Origin of the sequence: Oxalicibacterium flavum, assembly GCF_014635065.1 — a bacterium.
In the GTDB taxonomy this organism is placed as follows: domain Bacteria; phylum Pseudomonadota; class Gammaproteobacteria; order Burkholderiales; family Burkholderiaceae_D; genus Oxalicibacterium; species Oxalicibacterium flavum.
On the sequence record NZ_BMCG01000001.1, the window covers coordinates 114,416 to 134,607 of the forward strand.

7 protein-coding genes are annotated in these 20,192 nt (G+C 62.3%); 1 reads left to right on the forward strand and 6 read right to left on the reverse strand.

Features of this window, described 5'->3' with window-relative positions; genetic code table 11:
- Positions 1 to 83: 83 nt before the first annotated feature.
- The 6 genes from IEV38_RS00540 to IEV38_RS00565 all read right to left on the reverse strand — a co-directional run bounded on the left by IEV38_RS00540 (position 84) and on the right by IEV38_RS00565 (position 18,904).
- Positions 84 to 13,481, reverse strand: a complete 13,398-nt coding sequence (locus IEV38_RS00540) for a filamentous hemagglutinin family protein (RefSeq protein ID WP_188394226.1) — start codon at positions 13,479 to 13,481, stop codon at positions 84 to 86.
- 541 nt (positions 13,482 to 14,022) lie between these two features.
- Complete coding sequence (locus IEV38_RS00545) at positions 14,023 to 15,021, reverse strand: FecR family protein (RefSeq protein ID WP_188394227.1); 999 nt, start codon at positions 15,019 to 15,021, stop codon at positions 14,023 to 14,025.
- Positions 15,014 to 15,574, reverse strand: a complete 561-nt coding sequence (locus IEV38_RS00550; RefSeq protein WP_188394228.1) for an RNA polymerase sigma factor — start codon at positions 15,572 to 15,574, stop codon at positions 15,014 to 15,016. Before IEV38_RS00550 ends, IEV38_RS00545 begins: the two co-directional genes overlap by 8 nt.
- 3 nt (positions 15,575 to 15,577) lie before the next feature.
- The gene (locus IEV38_RS00555; protein ID WP_188394229.1) at positions 15,578 to 16,261 is read right to left on the reverse strand and encodes an STN domain-containing protein; all 684 of its coding nucleotides are present in this window, start codon (positions 16,259 to 16,261) and stop codon (positions 15,578 to 15,580) included.
- A gap of 792 nt (positions 16,262 to 17,053) precedes the next feature.
- Positions 17,054 to 17,605 (reverse strand): TetR/AcrR family transcriptional regulator, encoded by a 552-nt coding sequence (locus IEV38_RS00560; RefSeq protein WP_188394230.1) that lies wholly within the window; start codon positions 17,603 to 17,605, stop codon positions 17,054 to 17,056.
- Between the two features lie 3 nt (positions 17,606 to 17,608).
- Positions 17,609 to 18,904, reverse strand: coding sequence for an NAD(P)/FAD-dependent oxidoreductase (locus tag IEV38_RS00565; RefSeq protein WP_188394231.1), 1,296 nt, complete (start codon positions 18,902 to 18,904; stop codon positions 17,609 to 17,611).
- Between the two features lie 518 nt (positions 18,905 to 19,422).
- On the opposite strand from IEV38_RS00565, the gene IEV38_RS00570 reads away from it, so the two are divergent.
- Positions 19,423 to 19,947, forward strand: a complete 525-nt coding sequence (locus IEV38_RS00570; RefSeq protein WP_188394232.1) for a chemotaxis protein CheW — start codon at positions 19,423 to 19,425, stop codon at positions 19,945 to 19,947.
- Positions 19,948 to 20,192: the final 245 nt, after the last annotated feature.

Consider the following 20,192-nt stretch of genomic DNA (forward strand, 5'->3'; position numbering starts at 1 on the left):
GCTTTCACCAGAGTCCGGTCCATTGGCATGAGCTTTTTGCATTCGTGACAAGTCGCCACCTGCAGCGTCCCAAGCTCCCTTTGTCAGCGTAACAATCGTTCACGTTCCGCTGGTGTCAGGGCCTGTACGTCCGACGGCTTTAGCGCACCGGCACCGATCACCTGCACCACGCCGCGTCGTTCATGGGCAGGCGCACTCGAGCTCGGTTCTCGGCTCGAGGAATCCTCGCCAAATCCAAGCACGCGCACCGTGAAGACAGACGGCAGGTTCTGACGCGCCGCATCGCGACCACGCTGCAGCATGTCTTGCGCCGCCATCGCCGCGGAACCGGCTGCTGCACTTGCATCCGTTAGTGCGCCGATATTGACCGACGCCACCATCGGAATGCCCTTGCTTTCACCCTGCACCTTGATGTTCTCGGCATTGACCACCCGCAACGCTGCCAGGTTGACGTTGCCGGAAACCCGGATACCGGCCTCGCCCGCATCGATCGTTCCCAGCGGCGCGATCAGGTCGATGTCGCCCGGCAGAATCTCTGGAATCGGGTTCAGCGTGGCGATGCCGGCGCCGGTGTTGGGCGTGTTGGGAGACAGCGTCACGTTGCCGATGTCGTCGTAGACGCGCCGCTGCGGCGTGTACACCACGGTGGTCTTGCTGCCGCGGCCGGCGTTGATGTCGCCTGCCGCCGACCAGCCGAGGATATTGCCGCCGAAGGTGGTGAAGATGCGGCTCTGGCCCATCAGGATGTCGCCGCGGGCATAGATGTTGATGTCGCCTTCGCCCTGGGTCATCACGCCCGAACCGCCGCCCGGATTGAAGCCGCCGTCGATGCCGACCAGCGTGCGCCCGCCCGGCGTGAGGATGCTGATGTCGCCGCCGAAGTTGGTGTGGATGCCGGCATCCAGCACGTCGTAGAACGACACGTTGTAACCGGGCGAACCCAGCGCTTCCCACTCGGCCTTGGTGATGTACTCCACGCCCGGCTTCGGACGTGCCTGACCGACAGTGTTGTTCACGTAGTCGGCGTTGTAGTACAGCGCGCTGCTGAACATGGTCAGGTCGCCTTCGTAGCTCAGCTTGTTGCCCTGTGCATCCTGCTCGGGGAACAAGGTGGCGATCGCCTCGCGGCCGCGCAGGTAGCTGCCGAACCGCTTGCCGTCCGCATCGTTGTACTCGCGGCCGGATGCCTTGAGTTCGGCATGATAGACATTGCGCAGGTAGGCGCGCTGCTGTTCCTGCGGCAGCGCGTCGAAGAAGGCGCGCGCGTCCATCGCTGCCGCATCGAAATGCAGTCCCAGACCATTGCGGGCACCGAAGCGCTCGCTCAGCCAGTTGACCAGATGCAGCTGGCTTTCCAGCCGGTACTCGCGCGCCAGCGAACGGTTGGAGGCGTTACGGCCTTCGGCCAGCGCGGCACTGCGCGCCGCATCCAGTTCCGCCTGCTTCCGCGCGAGGAAGGTTTCAGCCGCGGCCTCGTCGCCTTCGTAGCCGAACTCGCGCTGCAGCCATTGCGCCATCGTCAGCGCGCCGCTGTAGATGGTCAAGGCCTTGCCCGGCTGGTCGGCGAACGGCAGCGCCGCATCGGCCTGATTGTCCGGGTCCAGGTAGCGCTCGGCGAACGCATCCCAATGCGCACCCTTGCCCATGCCGGCCGACACCGAGATGCCGGCACCGCCGTTGCGATCGCCCGACGCCGCGTTGGCGCCGATCGGGCCCAGGCTCTTGATCTCGCCCTTGTTGCCCAGATAGACGTGACGGCCGGCAGAGACGTCGAGCAGCCCCGGTCCAAGGACGTAGAAGCTGCTGTTGCGCAGATCACGGCCGGCTTCCACCACCGAGATGTCGTCGGCATAGGCATGCGCGATCAGATTGCCGCGGGTCGAAGCGGTCGAGGACAGGGCTCCCGCCGTCGGGTCCTTCTGGCCCAGCGGCGTGCCGGAATCGGTGATGTCGCGGCCGGCGCGTATCGCCACCGGCCCCGATGCCTCGTAGCGCGACCCTGCCGAACCGGCCGGATAGCCGAGCAGTACTTCCTGCCCGACGCGCAGGCCGACGATATCGCCTTCCACCGCGTAGTAACGCGACGGTTCCCGTCCGACCACCGCATCGGCGACGCTCGCCGTACTGCCGAAGGTGAACAACGCGGCGGTATTCGAGCGCCCGATGATGTCGTACTCCGTCAGCCAGCCGTGATAGCGCACTGCTTCGGATGCCGTGTTATGCACCAGCAACGGACTGTTGCCATACTGACCGCCGCCGGTATCGGCCACCCTGCCGACAAAGCCGGGACGGAACGGACTGGCCATCGCCAGCGGGTCGGCGGTGGAAGTCGAGAACACATAACCTGCGCCGAGAATCGAATCCTGCGCCAGCAACTGCAACTCGCCCTTGCCGGTGACGTTGACGAACTGCTCGCCGACCGGCGAAGGCGCCAGCACCGTGCCATGCGCATAGCGCGTGATGCCGACGCCGCTGATACTTGCATTGCTGGCGCTGGCACCATAGTACAGGCTGCCATTGGCGGCCGCCGCACGCAGAACGGACGGATAGAAGTAGCCGTCGCCGCCGGCCGACTGGTTGCGGCCCCTGCCGCCGCCGCGCACGGTCTCGTTGGCATCTCGTTCGTCCCAGGTCGTGGTCGGCGTCAGGTTGCCGCCCGCGCTGAGCAGGTCGATGGCGGTTGCCGGCGTCCACAGCGAGAACCAGGTCCAGCCGTTGCCGTCGTAATGCGTGCCCTGGTAGGTAAAGGGCGTCGCATTGAGCAGCAGCGTGCGGCCCGGATCGGCGGTGCCGCCCAGCACCAGATCGCCGCGCGTCTCGATGCGGACGGCGGAATCGCCCAGCACCAGGATCGGCCCGCCGGTAGCGGTGCCGCCGCCGGCTACATAGACGTCGCCACGGCGCGAATCCATCTGGTCCAGGCCGCCATAACCCTGCCTGATGCCGCCGATGGCGCCGGCGTCGATGGCGGTGGCGCCGCGCAGGTTGACGAAGGTGCTGTTGAGGTCGTGCTCGTTGACCCGCAGCTGCGGATTCGGATTCAGGGCGCCGCCCAGGCGCAGATCGAGATCGCCGCCGCCGGTCTGCACCAGCTTGCCATCCGACGTGATGCGGCCGGTGCCGGCCACGGCCAGATGCAGGCCCTGACTGCGCGGCGTATGGATGGTCTGGTTCCAGCTCGCCTGCATGCCGCGCGCATCGATCATGCCGGCATCGCCGCCGGCTTCCACCGTCAGGTTGCCGCCGCCCAGGGTGCCGATGCCGGTGAAGCCGACCAGGAAGGGATCGTTGCTGAACAAGCGCTGCCCGTAAGGATCGAGAGTGCCGGTGGCATCGCCGGCGACATAGGTGCCGAAGTTGATCCACCATGCCGTCGGCACCGCGTCCGCGCCGCTCTCGACACTGCCGGTGCCCTGCCGCCACAGCCAGTTGCCGACCGCGGCGGTCGCGATCTGCTGGCGCGTGTTGTAGAAGGTATAGCCGCTGCTATCGCTGCGATTCTCGTTGTTGCCGACCAGATCGCCCTTCAGGTCGCCGCCCGCGCGCAGCAGCACGTTGCCGCCCTGCTCGGGGTACCAGGCCGCATACAGGCTGTCGGCGCCGCCATCGACCAGCTTTTCGAAGGCCGCACCTTCCGGCCGCAGCACCGTGCCGTCGGTCAGGCGGCCGCGCGCCTGATCGTAACCGGTGCCCAACGACGCCGAAGACGTGCCGGCGGTGTAGACGCCGTAAAGCGAGGTCATCTCGAAATCGCCGCCGGAGATCAGGTCCAGATCGCCGGTACCGGTACGCAGGACGCTGAACAGTTGCTGACGCGCCGGGTGCCAGGTCGTGACCATCTCGGGCGGCCCGCCGGCCGAATCGACCATGTCTCCCATGCCGAAGCCGTTGAGCTCGTCGGGGCTCACCCCGATCATTCCCCACATCATCAACTCGTCGATCTGCGTCTGTGTCACGGGTTCGCCGGACACCGGCGTGAAAGTGAGGAGATCGGTCAATCCCATCATGTCCATCAAGGTCGTGTACTGGCTCAGGTCGCCCCACACGAAACCTGCCTTGGCGACATTGACCATGTCTCCCATGCCAAAGCCGTTGAGTTCATCCGGACTCGCCCCGATCATCCCCCACATCATCAACTCGTCGATTTGCGCCTGCGTCACGGGCTCGCCGGACACCGGCGTGAAGCTGAGGAGATCGGTCAATCCCATCATGTCCATCAAGGCCTTGTACTGGCTCAGGTCGCCCCACACGAAACCCGTACCGGAACCCGGTGCGGCGGCGATCTTGGCGCCCATGCCGAAGTGCGTATCGGACAGGCGCAGGCGCGCCGTACTGTGCACTTGCGTCAGGCGCGGGTCTGCCGCCTCGAGATCCGCGCCGGCCACCAAACGAATGTCCCATGACTGCGCCCCCGGTGCCAGCATCGGCGCCAGCGCCAGAGTGCGGCCCTGGGTGCCGTCGGTTCCGACCGGCCGCAGATCGACCATCTCGGCGCCGCCCGGCAACACCACGTCGGTTTCCGACGGCACGATGGCGCCCTTGGCCAGCGTCAGCGGCTGCGACAGCGTCATCACCACCGGCAGCGCGGCCCCCCTGGGCCACGAGGTGGCCGCGATCTGCGCCTGCTGCATCAGACGGAAACCGGCGCCGAGCTGCATGCCGGCATCGAGCGTCAGCGGTGCCTGCAACACGGTGCCGGCCGCATGTATCACGTTGCCGCCGGCATCGAGTACCGCGGCACCCAGCACGCTGCCGGCAGGCAGCGTCAGGCTCTGCGCCAGCGGCATGGCAGCAGGCAGTACCGTACCGGCAGGCAACGTCAGCCCCGCGACCGGCAGGTCGTAGTTCAAGGTGCGGCCGATGGCGAATCTGGTGCCGGCATCCAGCGTCGCCACGCCGCCGTGCGGAATGACGAGGTCGCCGCCGAATGGCATGCGGCCGGCGGGCAGTACCCAACCCGTGTCGTCGACGGTCACGCCGAGCTTCGAGGTATCGAAACCGTCCGTGATGCTGCCGAAGATCGTCAGATCGCCCTGTGCGCGCAACACCAGCGCGCCGGCTTCGCCGGAACCGTATGCGCCGGTTTTCTGCGTATGCGGGTTGACGCTGGCGTAGCGATAGCCGGACAGGTCGATGTCGCCGTCCACATGCAGGTCGCCGTCGGGATTGATCGCCGCATTGCTGACGATCTCCACGCCCGGACGCAGATGGAACTGCTCGGCGTAGGCGCGCAAGCCCTTGAGCTTGCCGTTCATCAGCGTGCCGTTGGCGAGTGCATTGCCGATGAAGATTTCGCTGTCGTCGTGCTTCCGGTTCAGGTACTCCTGATCGATGGTCTGGTAGCTGCGGCCGTCGACCGTGGCGTCGGTGCCGGCAGCGGCATCGTCGTAGGTGTGGAAGGCATTGACGGCGATCGATTTGGCACCAGTGATCGTCACCTTGCCGCCGGCATCGATATCGACGTCGTTGCCGGTGGCGCCGCCCAGGCGCGGCGCATTGAGCGCCACCGTGCCGAAATTCCTGCCGGTTCCCGCCACCTCGAGCTTCATGGTGGCGCCATCGGCCAATGTCAGGCGGCTCTTGCCCGAATCGATCTCGATGACGGCGCGGTTGGGCGCATCGATGATCTGGCCGTAGCTGTCGCGGCGCAGCACGCTGGCGCTGGCGTCGAGCACGGCACCACTGCCGAGGATGACGCCGGCATTGGCGGCAAGGCGGATGCTGCCGGCCTGTTCGCCGCCGGCATCGATGGTGCCGTTGACGGTCAGGCTGCCCTTGTCCACCGAGACGTTGATTTCGCGCGCCTTCAATTCGTCGCCGATGACGAGATCGCCTTCCTTCAACTGGAAGCTGCGACCGCCGAACACTTCGCCCTCGGTCAGGCGCGCGTTCAGGCCGGCGAAGTCGGCGATGCGCCGACCGCGCACGTCGAAGTAACCGGAAGCGAACGGCACCTGCGTGCCGCCTGCATCGTAGTGTCCGCTGCTGCCGCCCTCGATGCCGCCGCGCAGGTCCGCCGTGCCTGCCAGTGCCAGCACCGTCAGCTTGCCGCCGCGATTGTTGGCAGCGGAGAGATCGATCGACGATGCCGCATGCTGCACGACATTTCCCTGCCGGCTGTCGAGCGTCACGTTGCCGCCCCAGCTGTATTTGCTGACGTCGAAGAAGGTGATCCTGCGGCCGGCCAGATCGAGTTGCGCGCCGTCCTCCAGCGTGACGTCGTTCTGCGCCGACAGCGTCAGCTTGCCGCTGGGCAGCAGCACCGCGGTATCCAGCGTCAGGCTTCGGCCGGCGTCGAGCGACAGTTCCGCGCCGAGCGCATCGGCCAGCGTCGCATTGTCCGGCAGCGGCGAGCGCGCTCCTTGCGGTGCGATCACCGCAATGGTGCCGCCCGCCTTGATGCCGTTCACCGAACCGGCCTGCCCGGTCAGCAGCGGCGTGCTGATGTTCAGGTCGCCGCCGCTGTAGGTCCATGTTTTGGCGGCGGCATCCCAGCCGCCGCGCGACTCATACACCGCCAGCGAACCCTTGTGATTGGCAGTGATGCGTTCGCTCGCATGGAGATCGACGCCGGCAAACCCGAGTGCCAGGCGATCATGGGTACCGACGCTATCGGGCTGGCTCTTGGGCCCGTAGCCGAATTCGATCTGGCGCGCATCGATCTGCAGACGGCCGCTGCCGGTACCGGCGCCGTCGGCGATGACGCTGGCCGCCGGCGTGGTGGCGCCATTCCAGACCAGGACGTCGGTTTCGATACGGGCGACGTCGCCCGCATCGCCGTGACCGTAGATGGCCGGCGTGCCGAGCACCAGGCGTTCCAGCGGCGACTTGCCGGTGACCGGATCGAGCGTGCTCAGGTTGACGCTGCCGTAGAAGTTGACCGAATCGCTGGCGGTCAGCATCAGGTTCTCCAGCGCCGGCGCGCCGGTGCTGGTGTCGCCGCGCAGCAGGCGGTCGAGCACGGTCTGGTTCAGCGTCAGGCCGACGGGCAGGATGCCCGCGGCTTCGGCCTGCGCCAGTTCCGCGGCGCTGCCGACATTGATGCCGCCCACCGCCAGCACCAGATTGCGGGTGCCGTAACGCACCGACTGGCCCAGCTCGAACGACTTGTTGGTGGCGGCGGTGATCGTGCCTTCCGAATACAGCACGCTTTCGCCCGTGCAGCTCGCGCCGGCCGCGCAGGTGCCGATGTGCAGATAACCCGAACCGCGCTTGCCATCCGCGTCGTCGGCGGAAGGCGAGGTCACGTCGAGCCAGCCGTTGGTCACGGCCAGCACGCCGGCCTGCCCCGGCTGCAGCACATAGCCGTCGGTCGCATCCCAGGGCGCCTTGCCCTGCCCCAGGGTATCGATGCCCGCCCCGCGTTCTATCGTCACGCCGCGCGTCTTGTCGTTCGTCGACAGAAACACCGATGCCGCTTCCAGCACGGCGCCCTGACGCAGGACGATCTCGCTGGTCGTGCTGCCCAGACCGACCCGCCACGCATTCTGGGTCGACCAGCCGCCGCTGGCTTCCTGCACGAACGAAGACGTCGGCGCACCGCCGATGCTGATGCCGGCCGCACCGAGTCCGTTGAGCGTGCCGGCATGCACCGAAGTGCCGTCGAAGCCGACAGTCGGCGCCGCGCCGTCGGCAAGGATTTCGATGCGGTCGCCGTTCAGCACCACGATGCCGCCGCGGCCGCCTTCGGCAGGCGCGAAGTTCGCGGTGCCAGCCGCGATGTCGAGGCGGCTGCCTGGCGACAGGTTCAGTTGACGCGCGTCGCGCTCGAGCTGCGGCCTTGGCACGTTGTCGCGCAGCGCCCAGTCGAGACCGAACTGCGCATAACCGGTCTCGTTGTATTGCGAGTAGCGACGCAACGTGTCGGCCGAAGTCAGCACCGCCTGCATGGTCTGCACGTCGGCGATGCCGGTATTGGCGATACCGAGCCGCGCGGCGGTCGTCCAGGAACCGTTGCGCATGGCGGTACTGCTGCCGAAGGCGGCCGCGCTGGCAGCCAGCCCGTTGAGTTCCACGCGGAAGGCGCCCGGCAGCAGGGCATAAGAGGAAGGCAGCAGCGTATAGGTGCCCTGGGCCAGTCCCGGCACGCCGTCGCCGATCGTGATCTGGCGGCCGATCATCGGATCGCCGGCGCCCTTCTCGGCCGCAATCGGCGTCACGCCGGCCTGCACACCGGGAACGATGGCATAGACCGGATTGGTCGCCAGTTCCGGCAGCACGAAGCCGCTGTCGGCGGCCATCTGCACCAGCGGATGCAGGCGCGCATCGGTGGAGCCGCCGCGGCCGGTCAGAAAACCGGCGCCGGTCAGCTTGCCGCCGCCGGACAGGTCGATCAGCGCATCCTTCTGTACGTCGATGCTGTCCGCTGTCAATTGCACGCGACCCATGCCGCCGCCCAGCCCCTGAAACATCACTTCCGTTCCGGCATGGTTGTAGGTCAAGCCGTCGACGGTGCCGCCATACGGCATGACCAGGCCGGCTGCGCTGACGGAAGTGATGCTGCCCGGACGCAGCACGATCGCGCCCGGTTCCTGGGTGTTGGTGGCGGGCACGCCGAACTCCAGCGTGCCAAGCGGCGCACGGATCACGCCGCCCTGGTCGATGCTGGCCGACAGCAGGCGCAAGGTGCCGAACACGGAATACGGCAGTGGCGGCACGGCCCCCTCGCCGCTGCGCTCGATGCGCAGCACGCGCTCGGGGTCGTAGCTGACCAGATGGTTACCCCACTGGTCGGTTGTTTGCTTGCGGCCCGCGATCACTTCGGCCAGCGCGCCGGTAGCCGGATAGATCTGGCTGCCGGCCAGTAGCAGATCGCCTTCGGTAGTCAGGGAAGTGCGGTCGCCGACCGTATGCCCGAGGAAGCGCAGATCGTTGCGGCTGCGCAGTTCCACCTGCTCGAAACCATGGCGCGAAACCAGGACATTGCCGCTCTGCATCGAGCGCCCGTAGGCGCCGAACGCCACCTTGTTGAGCACGTCCAGCACGCCAGCCTCGACGCGCAGTTGCGCGTCTTCCTGCAAGGCGACCATGCCGCCTTCGGCGCTGCCGGGCACTTTCAGGGCCGGCGTGGTGTATCTGTCCTTGCCCACGCGGGACGTGCCCGCCAGCCGCACGTAAGGCGCAGCCAGGTTCACGTCGGCACCGACTGGCGCGCCTTCCGCAAGTGCGATGACAGGCGATGCCAGATGCAGGCTCTGACCCAACGCGAGATCGACGCCATCGCCAATCGACAGCACGCCGTTGACCAGCAGCGACAGGCTGTCGAACGCGCCGGCCTCGATGCGATCCACACCGATGCGCCCATGCCCGTAGACCAGTCCCGCATCGGCCTGCCCCGGACGCAGATCGTCCGCCAGGTTTTCCGGCGCCTGTTTCTGCAGCAACTGCAACTCGCGGTGCGCCAGTACCCGGTCGCCCGGCTTGCCTGCGTCGCGGTAGGCCGGCGACTCGAGCACCAGCGACAAGGTGCCGCCGGCAGCATTGACGCCACCGGCCGCCGCATGCATGTCGCCATCGAGATAGAGGCCATTGAAGCTGGCCAGATGAATCACGCCGCCATCGGAAGCCAGCGTGGTGGCGCCGAGTCCCGGCAGGTCCAGCGTCGCGGCGGTGCCCGATGCCTCGAGGCGCGCGCCGGGACGGATGACGATGAAGTTGTCGATCGCGCCGGCGATGGTGGCAAACGTCTTGTACTCGCCGCCGATCTCGATGCGGCCGCCGTCCAGCACCGTGCCGTAGCGACGGCCCTGCGCATCGAGCGCGGTGCGGGCCAGGCCCGACGCGTCGAGCACGGCCTTCTCGCCTATCCATACCGAACCGTCGTGGCCCTGCAGGCGACCGGCATCCTCGGTACCGAAACCCAGCCCGAATACGCCGATACGGCCGCCGGCCGCATGCAGTTCGCCGTCGATGTTGATCTGGCCATTGCCCTGCAACACGATGCGGCGTCCCGCATCCACCTCGATACGCGCGCCCTCGCCGATGGCAAGCGTCGGCGTTTCGCCGCCTTCGACCTTGCTGCGCTCGGTACCGGCCGTCAGAACTAGATCGGCGCCGCCGCGCTGCGTCAGCCTGCCCTTCTTCGCATCCTCGGCGAACAGCGGCAGCAGTTTTTCCGTCAGCACCTCCTGCGGATCGGCGCCGGTCGCCACGTCGCGCGCAACGGACAGGTCCGCCTGCAGGATCGGCATCGTCGCCTGCAATTGCGCGCCCTCGGCCACCGCCAGACCATTGCCGCCGATCACTTCATAGCGCGAGAAACCTTGCTGGAAGCGCGCCGTATCCAGATGCAGCATCGGCGCGACCGCCACCGTCTGCGGCAGGCTCGCACCGGCACGGACCAGGGTGCCGACGGCATAGGTCACGTCGCTGGGGGCGACCGCGCCGGCCTTGATCACGGCGGTCGTCGGTGCGATCGACATGCCGTTCGGGAGGATGGCGGCATCCACCACATAATTGGTGGGGAAGTTCGCCGGATTGACGATCGAGGTGATGACGGTACCGGCCGGCAGCGTCGGCGCCGTACTCCAGCTATAGCCGTCGACCGTCAGGTACTGGCCGTTGGACAGCGTCACGCTGTAGCTGAGGTATTCGCCGGACGCCTTCGGCAGCGTCCAGGATGCGCCCAGAGTCAGCCAGCTCGACGTATCGCCGGCAACCACGCGCGGCGCGCCGCCGACCGCCTCGCCCGGGTGGGCGTGCGTGCGCATGTACCGATAGTCGAGCGGCAGCACCGCGCCCTCGGCCACGGTAAACGCCTCGGCGGTCAGCAGATCGACGGCCGAGGTCTGGCCCTGATGCAATTGACCGTCGCTGCCCGCGACCTGGCCGCCGATGACCACCACGTCACCGGTCTGCAGATGCAGAGTGCCGCCGCCCTTGACGCCATGACCGCGCAACTCGCCTTCCAGCTTCAATGCTCCCTTGGTGCCTGCGCTGCCTGCAGCGGAAAAACCGTCGGCCACCAGCGTGATGCTGCCGCCCTTGCCGCCGCGCAGACTGTCGTCGGCCATCAGGGCTGCACCCGATGAAACGTCGAGCAGGGCGCCCTTGCCCACTGTCACGTCGCCGCTGCTGCGCACGGCAATGCTGCCGCCGTTGACATGCGGCAGCCCGCCGATCTCGGCACCGTCCAGGGTCAGATTGCTCCAGAGGCCGCGCGCATCCAGCGTCACGTTCTCGCCGATGGTCGTGGCGGCCTCGTAGCCGGCCGGTGCCGAAGCCGCGACCGGACTGCTCTGCCAGCCGGTGCTGGAACCGGTGTGCCTGTCGACCAGATTGCCGAGCGCGATGGCGCCGCCCCGTGCCGTCAGATCGGCATGCACGTCCACCTGCGTCGCATGCAGTGCGATGGTGCCGCCCGGCGCAACCGACAGCGCGCCGTCCACCGTGATGCCGCCGCTGGCGTAGGCACGCAACGCGCCCAGTTCGAGTCCGTTCAGCCAGGCCGCATCGAGCGCGATGCCGTTGACCGCGGTCGACGCATCGCCGATGGCGACCTGCTCCACCACCGCACCGGGGCTGTAGCGCAGATTCTTCGAGTCACTGTCGTACACCGGCGTCCAGGTACCGACGATCAGTTCGGCCTTGCTGGCCATCGCGGTCTGCGCCTGACGATATCCGTCCAGCGCGGTTTCGCGCGCCTTGGTCTGGCGCTGCCCCTGGAAAGTCGCCGTTTCCACCTCGCCCTGCAGAGAGGCGGCGCCGGTCGCAATCACCAGCCGGCCGGCATCGCGTCCGACCGTGTAGCCGTTCTCCAGCCGCTGACGCGGTGCGATCAGCGGATTGTAGTAATACTGCTTTGCCGCATCGCCCCAGCGCGACGGGTCGGTTTCGTACCCGCGATAGAGGCCGGTGTAGAGCAGGTCGCCCGGCGCGGTCGAGGCATTGTAGAGATTGCCGTCGCTCCCCTTGAGCCAGGTCTGGTAGACGCGGCCGATCTGCACGTCGAGCGTGCCGCCGGCGAGATTGATGAGCGAACCCTGCCGCGTCGCCACCGCGCCGCCGCTGAACTGCACGGCGCCACCCTGCGCCGCCCACTCGCCGATACCGTGACCTTGCGTGCCCAGATAGCCGCCCACCTCAAGCAGGCCGCCTGCGGTGTACCAGCGGTCTGTTTCGTAGCCGTTGGTACCGGCCGGGACCAGCACCAGATCGCGCCGGTCGACCCAGATGTCGCTGTTGCGCAACTTGTCGCCGTCACGGTTGACAGAGGCATCGCGCTGCTCATTGCCCTGAACGTTGATCAGGACATTGTTGGCTTCCATTGCCACACGCACGCCTACCGCACCGGAGACATCAATGCGTGCGCCATCCCGTACTTCGCTTTCTCCTGCTGCATGCACGAACACCTGGCCGCCGGTGGCCAGCGTGAGGCTGTCGCCTTCGAAGGCGACATCACCACCGCTGGAAATCCGTACCAGCGACTGGTCACGACGGTGCTGGATGCCGTCACCGGCCTTATCCGACTCCTTGATCAGCGCTTCGCGCTGCACGTCGAGCGCGGTGGTGGCAGTTTCGTCGAGCAAGATGGCTGTGACGCTTCCTGCTGCCAGAGTGACCTTGCCTTCGGCGTCGCTTGCATCGTTGCTCAGATGTACGGTACCGCGGGTATGCACAGATGTCGTTGCCACCAACGTGCCGCCTTGGCGTACATCGTGGCCGACGAGGCTGATGTCGCCGGTCTCGGCACGTATCAGGCCGGTGTTTCCGACCGCGCCGCCTTCACTTCCAGGCAGACGCAAGGTGCTGACCACGTTGCCTCGCGTGGTAGAGGCTTGGTTGCTGTCGGTGCTCATCCCTTTCTTGATCACGAAGGCGTCGCCTGCCGCCATGACGGTCTGCCCGTTCGTGGTAGTGATCTGGCCGGCGTTACGCGCCTCGGCGCCAAGCAACAGGACATAGCCGCCGCCTTCGGTCACCGTCTTGGGAGCATGAGTGGTGATCAGCGCGCCTTTTTCGACGATGACCGCACCGGTTGCTCCGCCGTGACTGAAGCTGCTGGCCGTTGTCGAGAGATCGTTGGCGAACGTGGGAATGGAACCGTTACCCTGCACCTCGCTGTACAACCCCTTGTTGAACTGGCTGTCGCTCATTCCGACTGCAGCAGCGACGAGGTTACGGGTGTCAATCTGGCTGCTGCCGCTGAACACGATGCCGTTACGGTTGACGATCATGACCGTGCCGTCGCCCTTGATCTGTCCCTGGATCTGGGTCGGCCTTGCCTGCAGATCGTTGACGCGGTTCAGTACCGACCAGCTCGCCTGCTGCTTGAAATCCACCGTCGTGTTCTTGCCGACGTTGAACGTTTCCCAATTGAGTATCGCCTTGTCGGCAGTCTGTTCAATGCCGACGGTGGTCTTGCCATCCTTAACGCTTTGCTTCGGCGCATTGGCATTGAGCCAGCCCGCCGTCAGCGAATTGCTGTCGATCTTGAGGCCGCCTTCGCCCAGACCGTCGGGAACCGACGTGCCGTTGGCCAATGCCGCTTCGCGTGCAGCTTTCTGCGCTGCCTGCTGTGCCGCGATCGCACGCGCTGCTGCATTAAGATTGCCCAGCGAATGGGCCAGCTTGGCATTCGCAGCCTGTTGCTGCGCTGCAGGATTGATGAGAGATGAAACAGGCGTACCGTTAGGCAGTTTGCCAGTAGCAGTCGCGCTCGCTTGCGCAACACCTTTGGATGCAAACCACGCTTGGCTGAAAGCCTGCTGAGCATGAACATTGCCTGCCAATGCCCCCGTTGCAATCATCAAACCAATCGCCTGCGACAATGGCCGCCGTACCAGCCATCGATTGCATACTGCCGTGCCGATCGCCTTTGACGACGAATTCATGGTTTGATGGCTAGGCTTATTGGTCTGATAGCGCTGCATAGTGGATTCCTTATCAAATTCCATATTCCGGCATCGATAAGGGGATGGCATTTCCCCTTCGACGTATGCAGGCTATGACGACAAGGAACGATGACGACTGCAGCAAGTCATCAAATTGTCATAAACGGAGAGTCATCCAGTTTGTATCAGCTCACGCCTGCTGGAAGATCACGATTCCGCCAGGCAGGGATGTGGTACGTGCGCCATACACATCACGGATCAATGCGACAACATCTTCCAGACGATCCAAGGAAAAACTTGCCTGCACCTTCTGTTTGGCAAGGCGTTCTCCTCGCAGAATCAGTTTCCCGCTCCGATATCGATTGACCTCCTGGACCACCTCTGCAAGGGAAGCCTGACTGAAGATCAACATGCGTCTCTTCCACGCGGTAACGGAAGACGTATCCGCCAGCGCTGGCGTGCCCAGCATATTGTCGTTGAAGGTGAGTTGCTGCCCAGCGTAGATTGCTGTGCCGAGTGCTCCGAGCCTGACTTCCACACTTCCGCGGGTACAGGTAACGCAGACATCGCGATCGGTGTAGCGTATCTGGAATCGAGCATGACGGGCGTAGACAGCACCGGACGACGCCTGCACTACCACTTTTTCTACCGTCAGCCTGTCTGCGTCGAATTCGGCTTCGCCGTTGAGTAACCGCACCGCGGCAATCTCAGGAGCGACATCGTTAACATTGATCCGGGTTTGCGTATTCATTTCCACGTTCAAGCCTCCGGCTACAAATACGCTACGCTGTTCGCCGGTACCGGTCCGATAATCCGCTGCAAGATTTTCCGTTAACTCGCTCACCGAAGGCCACAAGTCGAGCGGCGGTCTTATTGCAAGATATGCGACAGATGCCGCCACCGCGCTACCGAGAAATGCACGGCGTCCAGATCTCGTTTCGCTGCGCTGTCCGTATGAATGGCGATGAGCAACTTCCTGACTCAAAACACCTCGGGCCGCCGGCTCCATTGCTGTCCAAATGGCCCTTGCCTGCGAGAAGACGCGTGCATGATCCCGGCTTTGCCTGCACCAAGCCGTAAAGGCACGCGCATCTTCTTCCGTTACCGCGCCGGAATCCAAACGTATGACCCAAGCCCGTGCTTCTTGCTGAAGTTTCATGTCGGCGTCTTTTTTCTGATGATCAATCATTCTTTTTTATAGACTGTTTTCCTGCCCCGGGACCGAAGCGCTGCACAAAATCTCTTCCCAGACGAGCGCAGCAATGCTCCAGGCCGGCGCGTAACTCCTTCTCCACGGTTCTGACCGAAATGCCGAACCTTTCTGCAATTTTCTGATGCGGCAGATCATCCACCCGCGCCGCCATCACGATCGCGCGTCGCCGCTTGGGTAGCTCGGCAAGCGCACGCTCAAGCGCGGCAAGTTCTGCTTTAGCCTCGTGGGCGCGTTCCGGTCCGGCAAGTTCATCGACCATCTCGTAAAGATCTTCGATTTCCGCCACGCTCAACAGTCTCGCGTGTGTTTTGCGCTGATCTTCCGCAATGTTCAACGCCATCCGGTACAAGTACGCTGAAGGATATTCGATTGCCGATGGAGCAGACATGCTCTCCACTTTCAGATAAGTTTCCTGCAGAACGTCGTTAGCAAGATCTTCCGACCCAAGTCGCATGTGCAAGTGTCTTTTGAAGTAGCTGTATTTTTGCAAAAGCAGCTCGCGTAATACATTTTTTAGCGATTCGCTCATCAGCTACTTCCTTCTTCCGAACCGATGAGGGCAATCCATCAAAGGTTCGTGACGAGGGACTAACAGAATAGTCAACGGCTGAGGCATATCTACCGGGGGCGGCATACCTGCCGAGAACTGCGCGAGCAGTATCGACAAATCGACATCAGGCCGTGAAGCTGTAGCGGATTCCACAAATTCCACCTTCTCCACGCCGCCGTCTTTATCCAGCCACATCTGGAACAACACACGATATCGCCCAAACCGTTCCGGCTGAACCTTGCAGAGATAAGCCGTAAGCTCTGATTGAAATAATTCTTGGTACTGATTCCATGCCGCTTGGGTTCTACCTGCACTTCGCATGGCGTCTTCATTTTGCATGGTCAGGGAAAAGGCATATTCGGTGGAATATCTGACTGTCAATCCTGTTCCCGTCAGCAGCTTTTCAAGCGCCTCTCGTGGAGCAAACTTGCCATGTACGGGATGAGCGCGCCGGTCTTCCATGACTTTCTCATCGACAAGGATGGAGTATCCGGTTTTTTCGCTGAAACTCGACAAAGCCGTATTCAATGCTTGTTCAGGCAGATTAAACACCATTGCCTCTGCAGGAGCATTTGCATGGGCGCACGAATACGCCATCCACAATGCAAGGATGAAGAAACTGACTATTCCAGAGGGCGAAATAACCGGCTTTCTCGATCGTCTCATTCATGTATCAAGACGTCGGGTCAGCGTCTTTGGAGGTCCACAAGTTGTGTTGAGGCGGATGCTAGAGAACAAATATGACGCGTATGTGACATCGAGAATTGCGATGTACAAGAGACAGGAACGACGTCGGTCCTATTGGAAAAAAAGGCACAAACCAATATAGTGAAGTGCACGACGAACCATTTGGAGGATTAAATGCGTAAACCATTGATGGTATTGATAGCCTCAATCGTTACATGTTCGTCGTTCGCCGATGAGCTCGCCCCTGACGTTGAAGACTCTTGCATGGAGGTCGAAGTAAATGGTGTCAGGACTCCCTCCTATGCTTGCCTGACCCACAGGCTTCAACCATCTACGCCGTCGAACGATTCCCCCGGACAACGACAGCTTTCATCTGAAGCGATCGTCGGCAAACCGTCCAATCAGCTTGGCTTATTCAACCGTGCGTCGACCAGTCATCGGATGGGAAATACGTTTGGCGTTTCGGTATATCCGCAAAGACCTGAGCCATCCAACTTTGGCTCTCCCTTTGCGCCGAACCAGAAATAATCACGGGGCTTGGTACTCCGCATCGGCGAAGGTCGTATGTATATGCATTTTCTCTTGCCAGAGTCCGCGAGCCTTGATGGATTTCAGTCCCCGCCAACCGGGTCGACTGCACAAAGCACCGCGAACACTTTCTGTCACATCAAAATGATGTGTATGGAGCATCCATTGAAGTTTCAAAGTGTGAGTTAAATCGTTTGGTCATCAGGACGGCCTGGCAAAGAGAACATCTGTAAGCAGAAGATTTCATTGCGACCTTGTTTCAATACCCGTTTTGAATAACTGCAGCATTCGGAGCACCGCAGTTTTACGCTCTTCAAAAGTTTCTCTTTTCGTCACGCTGACAATGACATCCAGCAGGCAATCGAGGTCGTGAGCTGTAATTTCTTCTCTTACCAGATTGCTTTCCTTGGCACGCTGTAGAAGCGGTTCCATTAATTTATTAACGCGCATTCTCATGTCCATCAATTGCGGATGCAGAGAACTATCGTTGCTCAAGACGTCCGCCATCCCGGCGTTATGGCAATGAGCGATCGCCATTTCCTCCAATACCAGGAACAGGCCATCCGGTTCTTCGCTGACGTTTTCCACGAAGATTTCGAAGTCGTCCAGCTGACTTTCGTAGATGGCGATGCCAAGCGCTTGCCGATCTTTAAAATTCCGATACAGCGTGGTTCGACTGACATTGGCAGCCTCAGCAATCTCTTCTAGCGGGATATGAAAACCTTTTTCGGCGAACAAGCGCTCAGCAGCGCGCAACAGCGCCTCGCGATTGTTTATTCCGTCTATGCGCTTCATGTCTTAGTCGAGACGTATTGAGGGTCTGACCAGCTTGTTAAGTTGGTCAACCGTCCACAGCGCACTTCCACGCCAGAAGCCATGCAAATTTGATTGATGACTGCGATAGAGCATAGCGTGACTTAGCTGCGCCAACTTCCCGCGAATGTATCCATCCTTGAACAAACCAAACTGTCCGAGCGACGCATAGGCATCATATTCGCCAAGGGAAACGAGTGCGCCAAGATTGCGATACCTGAATTCAGATACACGCTTGCCATCGAGCATCCTGGGCAAGTTATGAATCAAGTAGGTCGCCTGCTGATGCGCCACCTGCGCCGTGGGCGGCAGCGGACGCACCGCGTCGCCTAACGTCAACGATGCGCAGTCTCCGATTGCATAAATGGAAGGGTCGCCTATGGTTTGGAGATGAGGATTGATAATCAACTGATTATTTCTGGTGCACGCCAATCCATCAATTTCGGAAAGCACTTGAGGCGCTTTGACACCAGCTGCCCATACAAGCATGGTCGCGGCAATGCGTTCGCCACCCTGAATGCTCAAACCGTGTTCGTCAGCTGCCGTCACGCGTGTGTTGGTAAGGACTTTGACACGTAACAATTCCAGCTTTTGTTGCACTGCTTCGGAAATGGCCGGAGGAAAGGCATCCAGTAATCGCGGCCCGCTTTGAATCAAGGTAATGCTGATTTTGCTTCCCAAGCCTTGAGCACCGTAGCTTTCTGCAATCTCGGTCAGGCGGACCAGTTCGGCAGCCAACTCAACGCCTGTCGCGCCGCCACCGACGATAGCAATCGACAACTGCTGATCGAGTCCAAGACACTGAAACATTCTCAGACGTACTTCTCGATTGAAAGCATCCGCCTGTATCCGCGAATCAATCATGTAGCAATGTTCTTTGACACCTGGCGTTCCGAAGTCATTTGCCTCGCTACCTAGCGCCAATACGAGAGTGTCGTACGCAATAGTCCTCTCAGGAACAAGCCGGCGTCCATCTGGCGCGTTCAATTCTTTGACAAACACCTGTTTTAGCTGCCGTTCGACACCGTTCAATTCTCCAGGTTGATAGGAGAAGCCGCAGTCGCGGGCATGAGCAACATAGGTCGTCTGCTGCTGAGAAATATCACTGGTTCCTGCTGCGATGGTGTGCAGCATCGGTTTCCAGACATGCGCCGAGTCTCTATCTAGAACGGTAATGTCTAGAGGATTTTTCTTGTTGTATTTCCCTTGACGGCCTAACGCACTGGCCAGCCCCAATCCAGCGACGCCACCCCCTACGATTACTATCTTTTTTCGTGCCATTTTCTATCTCATGTATTGCCATTGAGATAAATAGTAACGTAAACGTACATTTATGTACGGATACTACGCACTGAAAAGCTTGTGCCTGCCATCAACATCCAGAAACACCCTTCCCTCTCGCGAAGCCCTGACATAAAAACCACCTGCAAGAGGTGGCCAGGATTTCCATGGGAAATGCGATTTCCCATCCATTGCGGCAGAAAATCCGGCGGAATCCTGAGCATTCCGGCTTCGATCGAAAAGATGACTTTCGACTGCCACGCCCGGCAATTGTCACCGAGGAACACGGATTGTCACATAGTATTTCACGCCTCCAAATACTGCCGTCGGTGCGGATAGCATAAGGCCCGCCACATGCCCGTGGATACGCATCCGGGCATCCAGCTGCACGTGGCAATCGATGAGGAACGCACTTCGTTCCTGCCCCGGAAACAAGCAATCAGGAACGTGGAACCGGCCTTGTGACATTCAAACGCCAAGGGTTGGTACGCCATGACCGCATAACCAGGAAAGCACGTATGAGCACAAGTCCAGCAATGGGTATTGAGGCAGGCGGGGAGTTTCTGTCGTTCAGGATCGGCCGCGAAGAATATGGCATCGACATTCTGAAGGTGCAGGAAATCCGTGGCTACGAAACGGTCACGAAGGTCGCCAATGCGCCCAAACATGTGCTGGGCGTCATCAATCTGCGCGGCGCCATCGTGCCCATCGTCGATTTGCGCATCAAGCTGCGCCAGACACTGGTGGATTACGCCTCCGCCACGGTCGTCATCATCGTGGAACTTGGCGATGCCAAGACCGGCATGGTCGTCGATGGCGTATCCGACGTGCTGACGCTGCCGCCGGCGAACATCAAGCCCGTGCCCGAGCTGTCCTTCGGCCCGCATACCGATTTCATCTGCGGGCTCGGCATGATCGACGAACGCATGCTGATTCTGATCGACATCGAAAAATTGCTGCAGGCGGAAACATCGACCGTGCTCGAAACGCAGGAACGCGTTTCGTCCCGGATCGCGGACGACGGACACGAAGCCACGCCCTGACTTCCCGCCCGATGCCGGACGTGCATCGCCCATCGTCCTGATCGTGCGTCGGCGGCCGGCCCTGGCCGTCGATACGCAACGCCGCGCTTCCTGCGCACGCCCCCATGACCCGATAGCTGCGCCCGCCACAAGCACCGTGTTGCCGGGCAGGCACACTGTTGCTTATCGTCACGCAGGCTTGCCGGATGGCAAGCCATTGCACCAGGAGATGCGGTAAACTACCGCTACCGTCCGACAAGCTGTCA

Excerpts from the sequence above, each read along its gene's own strand:
- IEV38_RS00565 (WP_188394231.1), bottom strand. The coding sequence starts at position 18,904 with ATGGCACGAAAAAAGATAGTAATCGTAGGGGGTGGCGTCGCTGGATTG.
- IEV38_RS00560 (WP_188394230.1), bottom strand. The coding sequence starts at position 17,605 with ATGAAGCGCATAGACGGAATAAACAATCGCGAGGCGCTGTTGCGCGCT.
- IEV38_RS00555 (WP_188394229.1), bottom strand. The coding sequence starts at position 16,261 with ATGAGACGATCGAGAAAGCCGGTTATTTCGCCCTCTGGAATAGTCAGT.
- IEV38_RS00570 (WP_188394232.1), top strand. The coding sequence starts at position 19,423 with ATGAGCACAAGTCCAGCAATGGGTATTGAGGCAGGCGGGGAGTTTCTG.
- IEV38_RS00545 (WP_188394227.1), bottom strand. The coding sequence starts at position 15,021 with ATGATTGATCATCAGAAAAAAGACGCCGACATGAAACTTCAGCAAGAA.
- IEV38_RS00550 (WP_188394228.1), bottom strand. The coding sequence starts at position 15,574 with ATGAGCGAATCGCTAAAAAATGTATTACGCGAGCTGCTTTTGCAAAAA.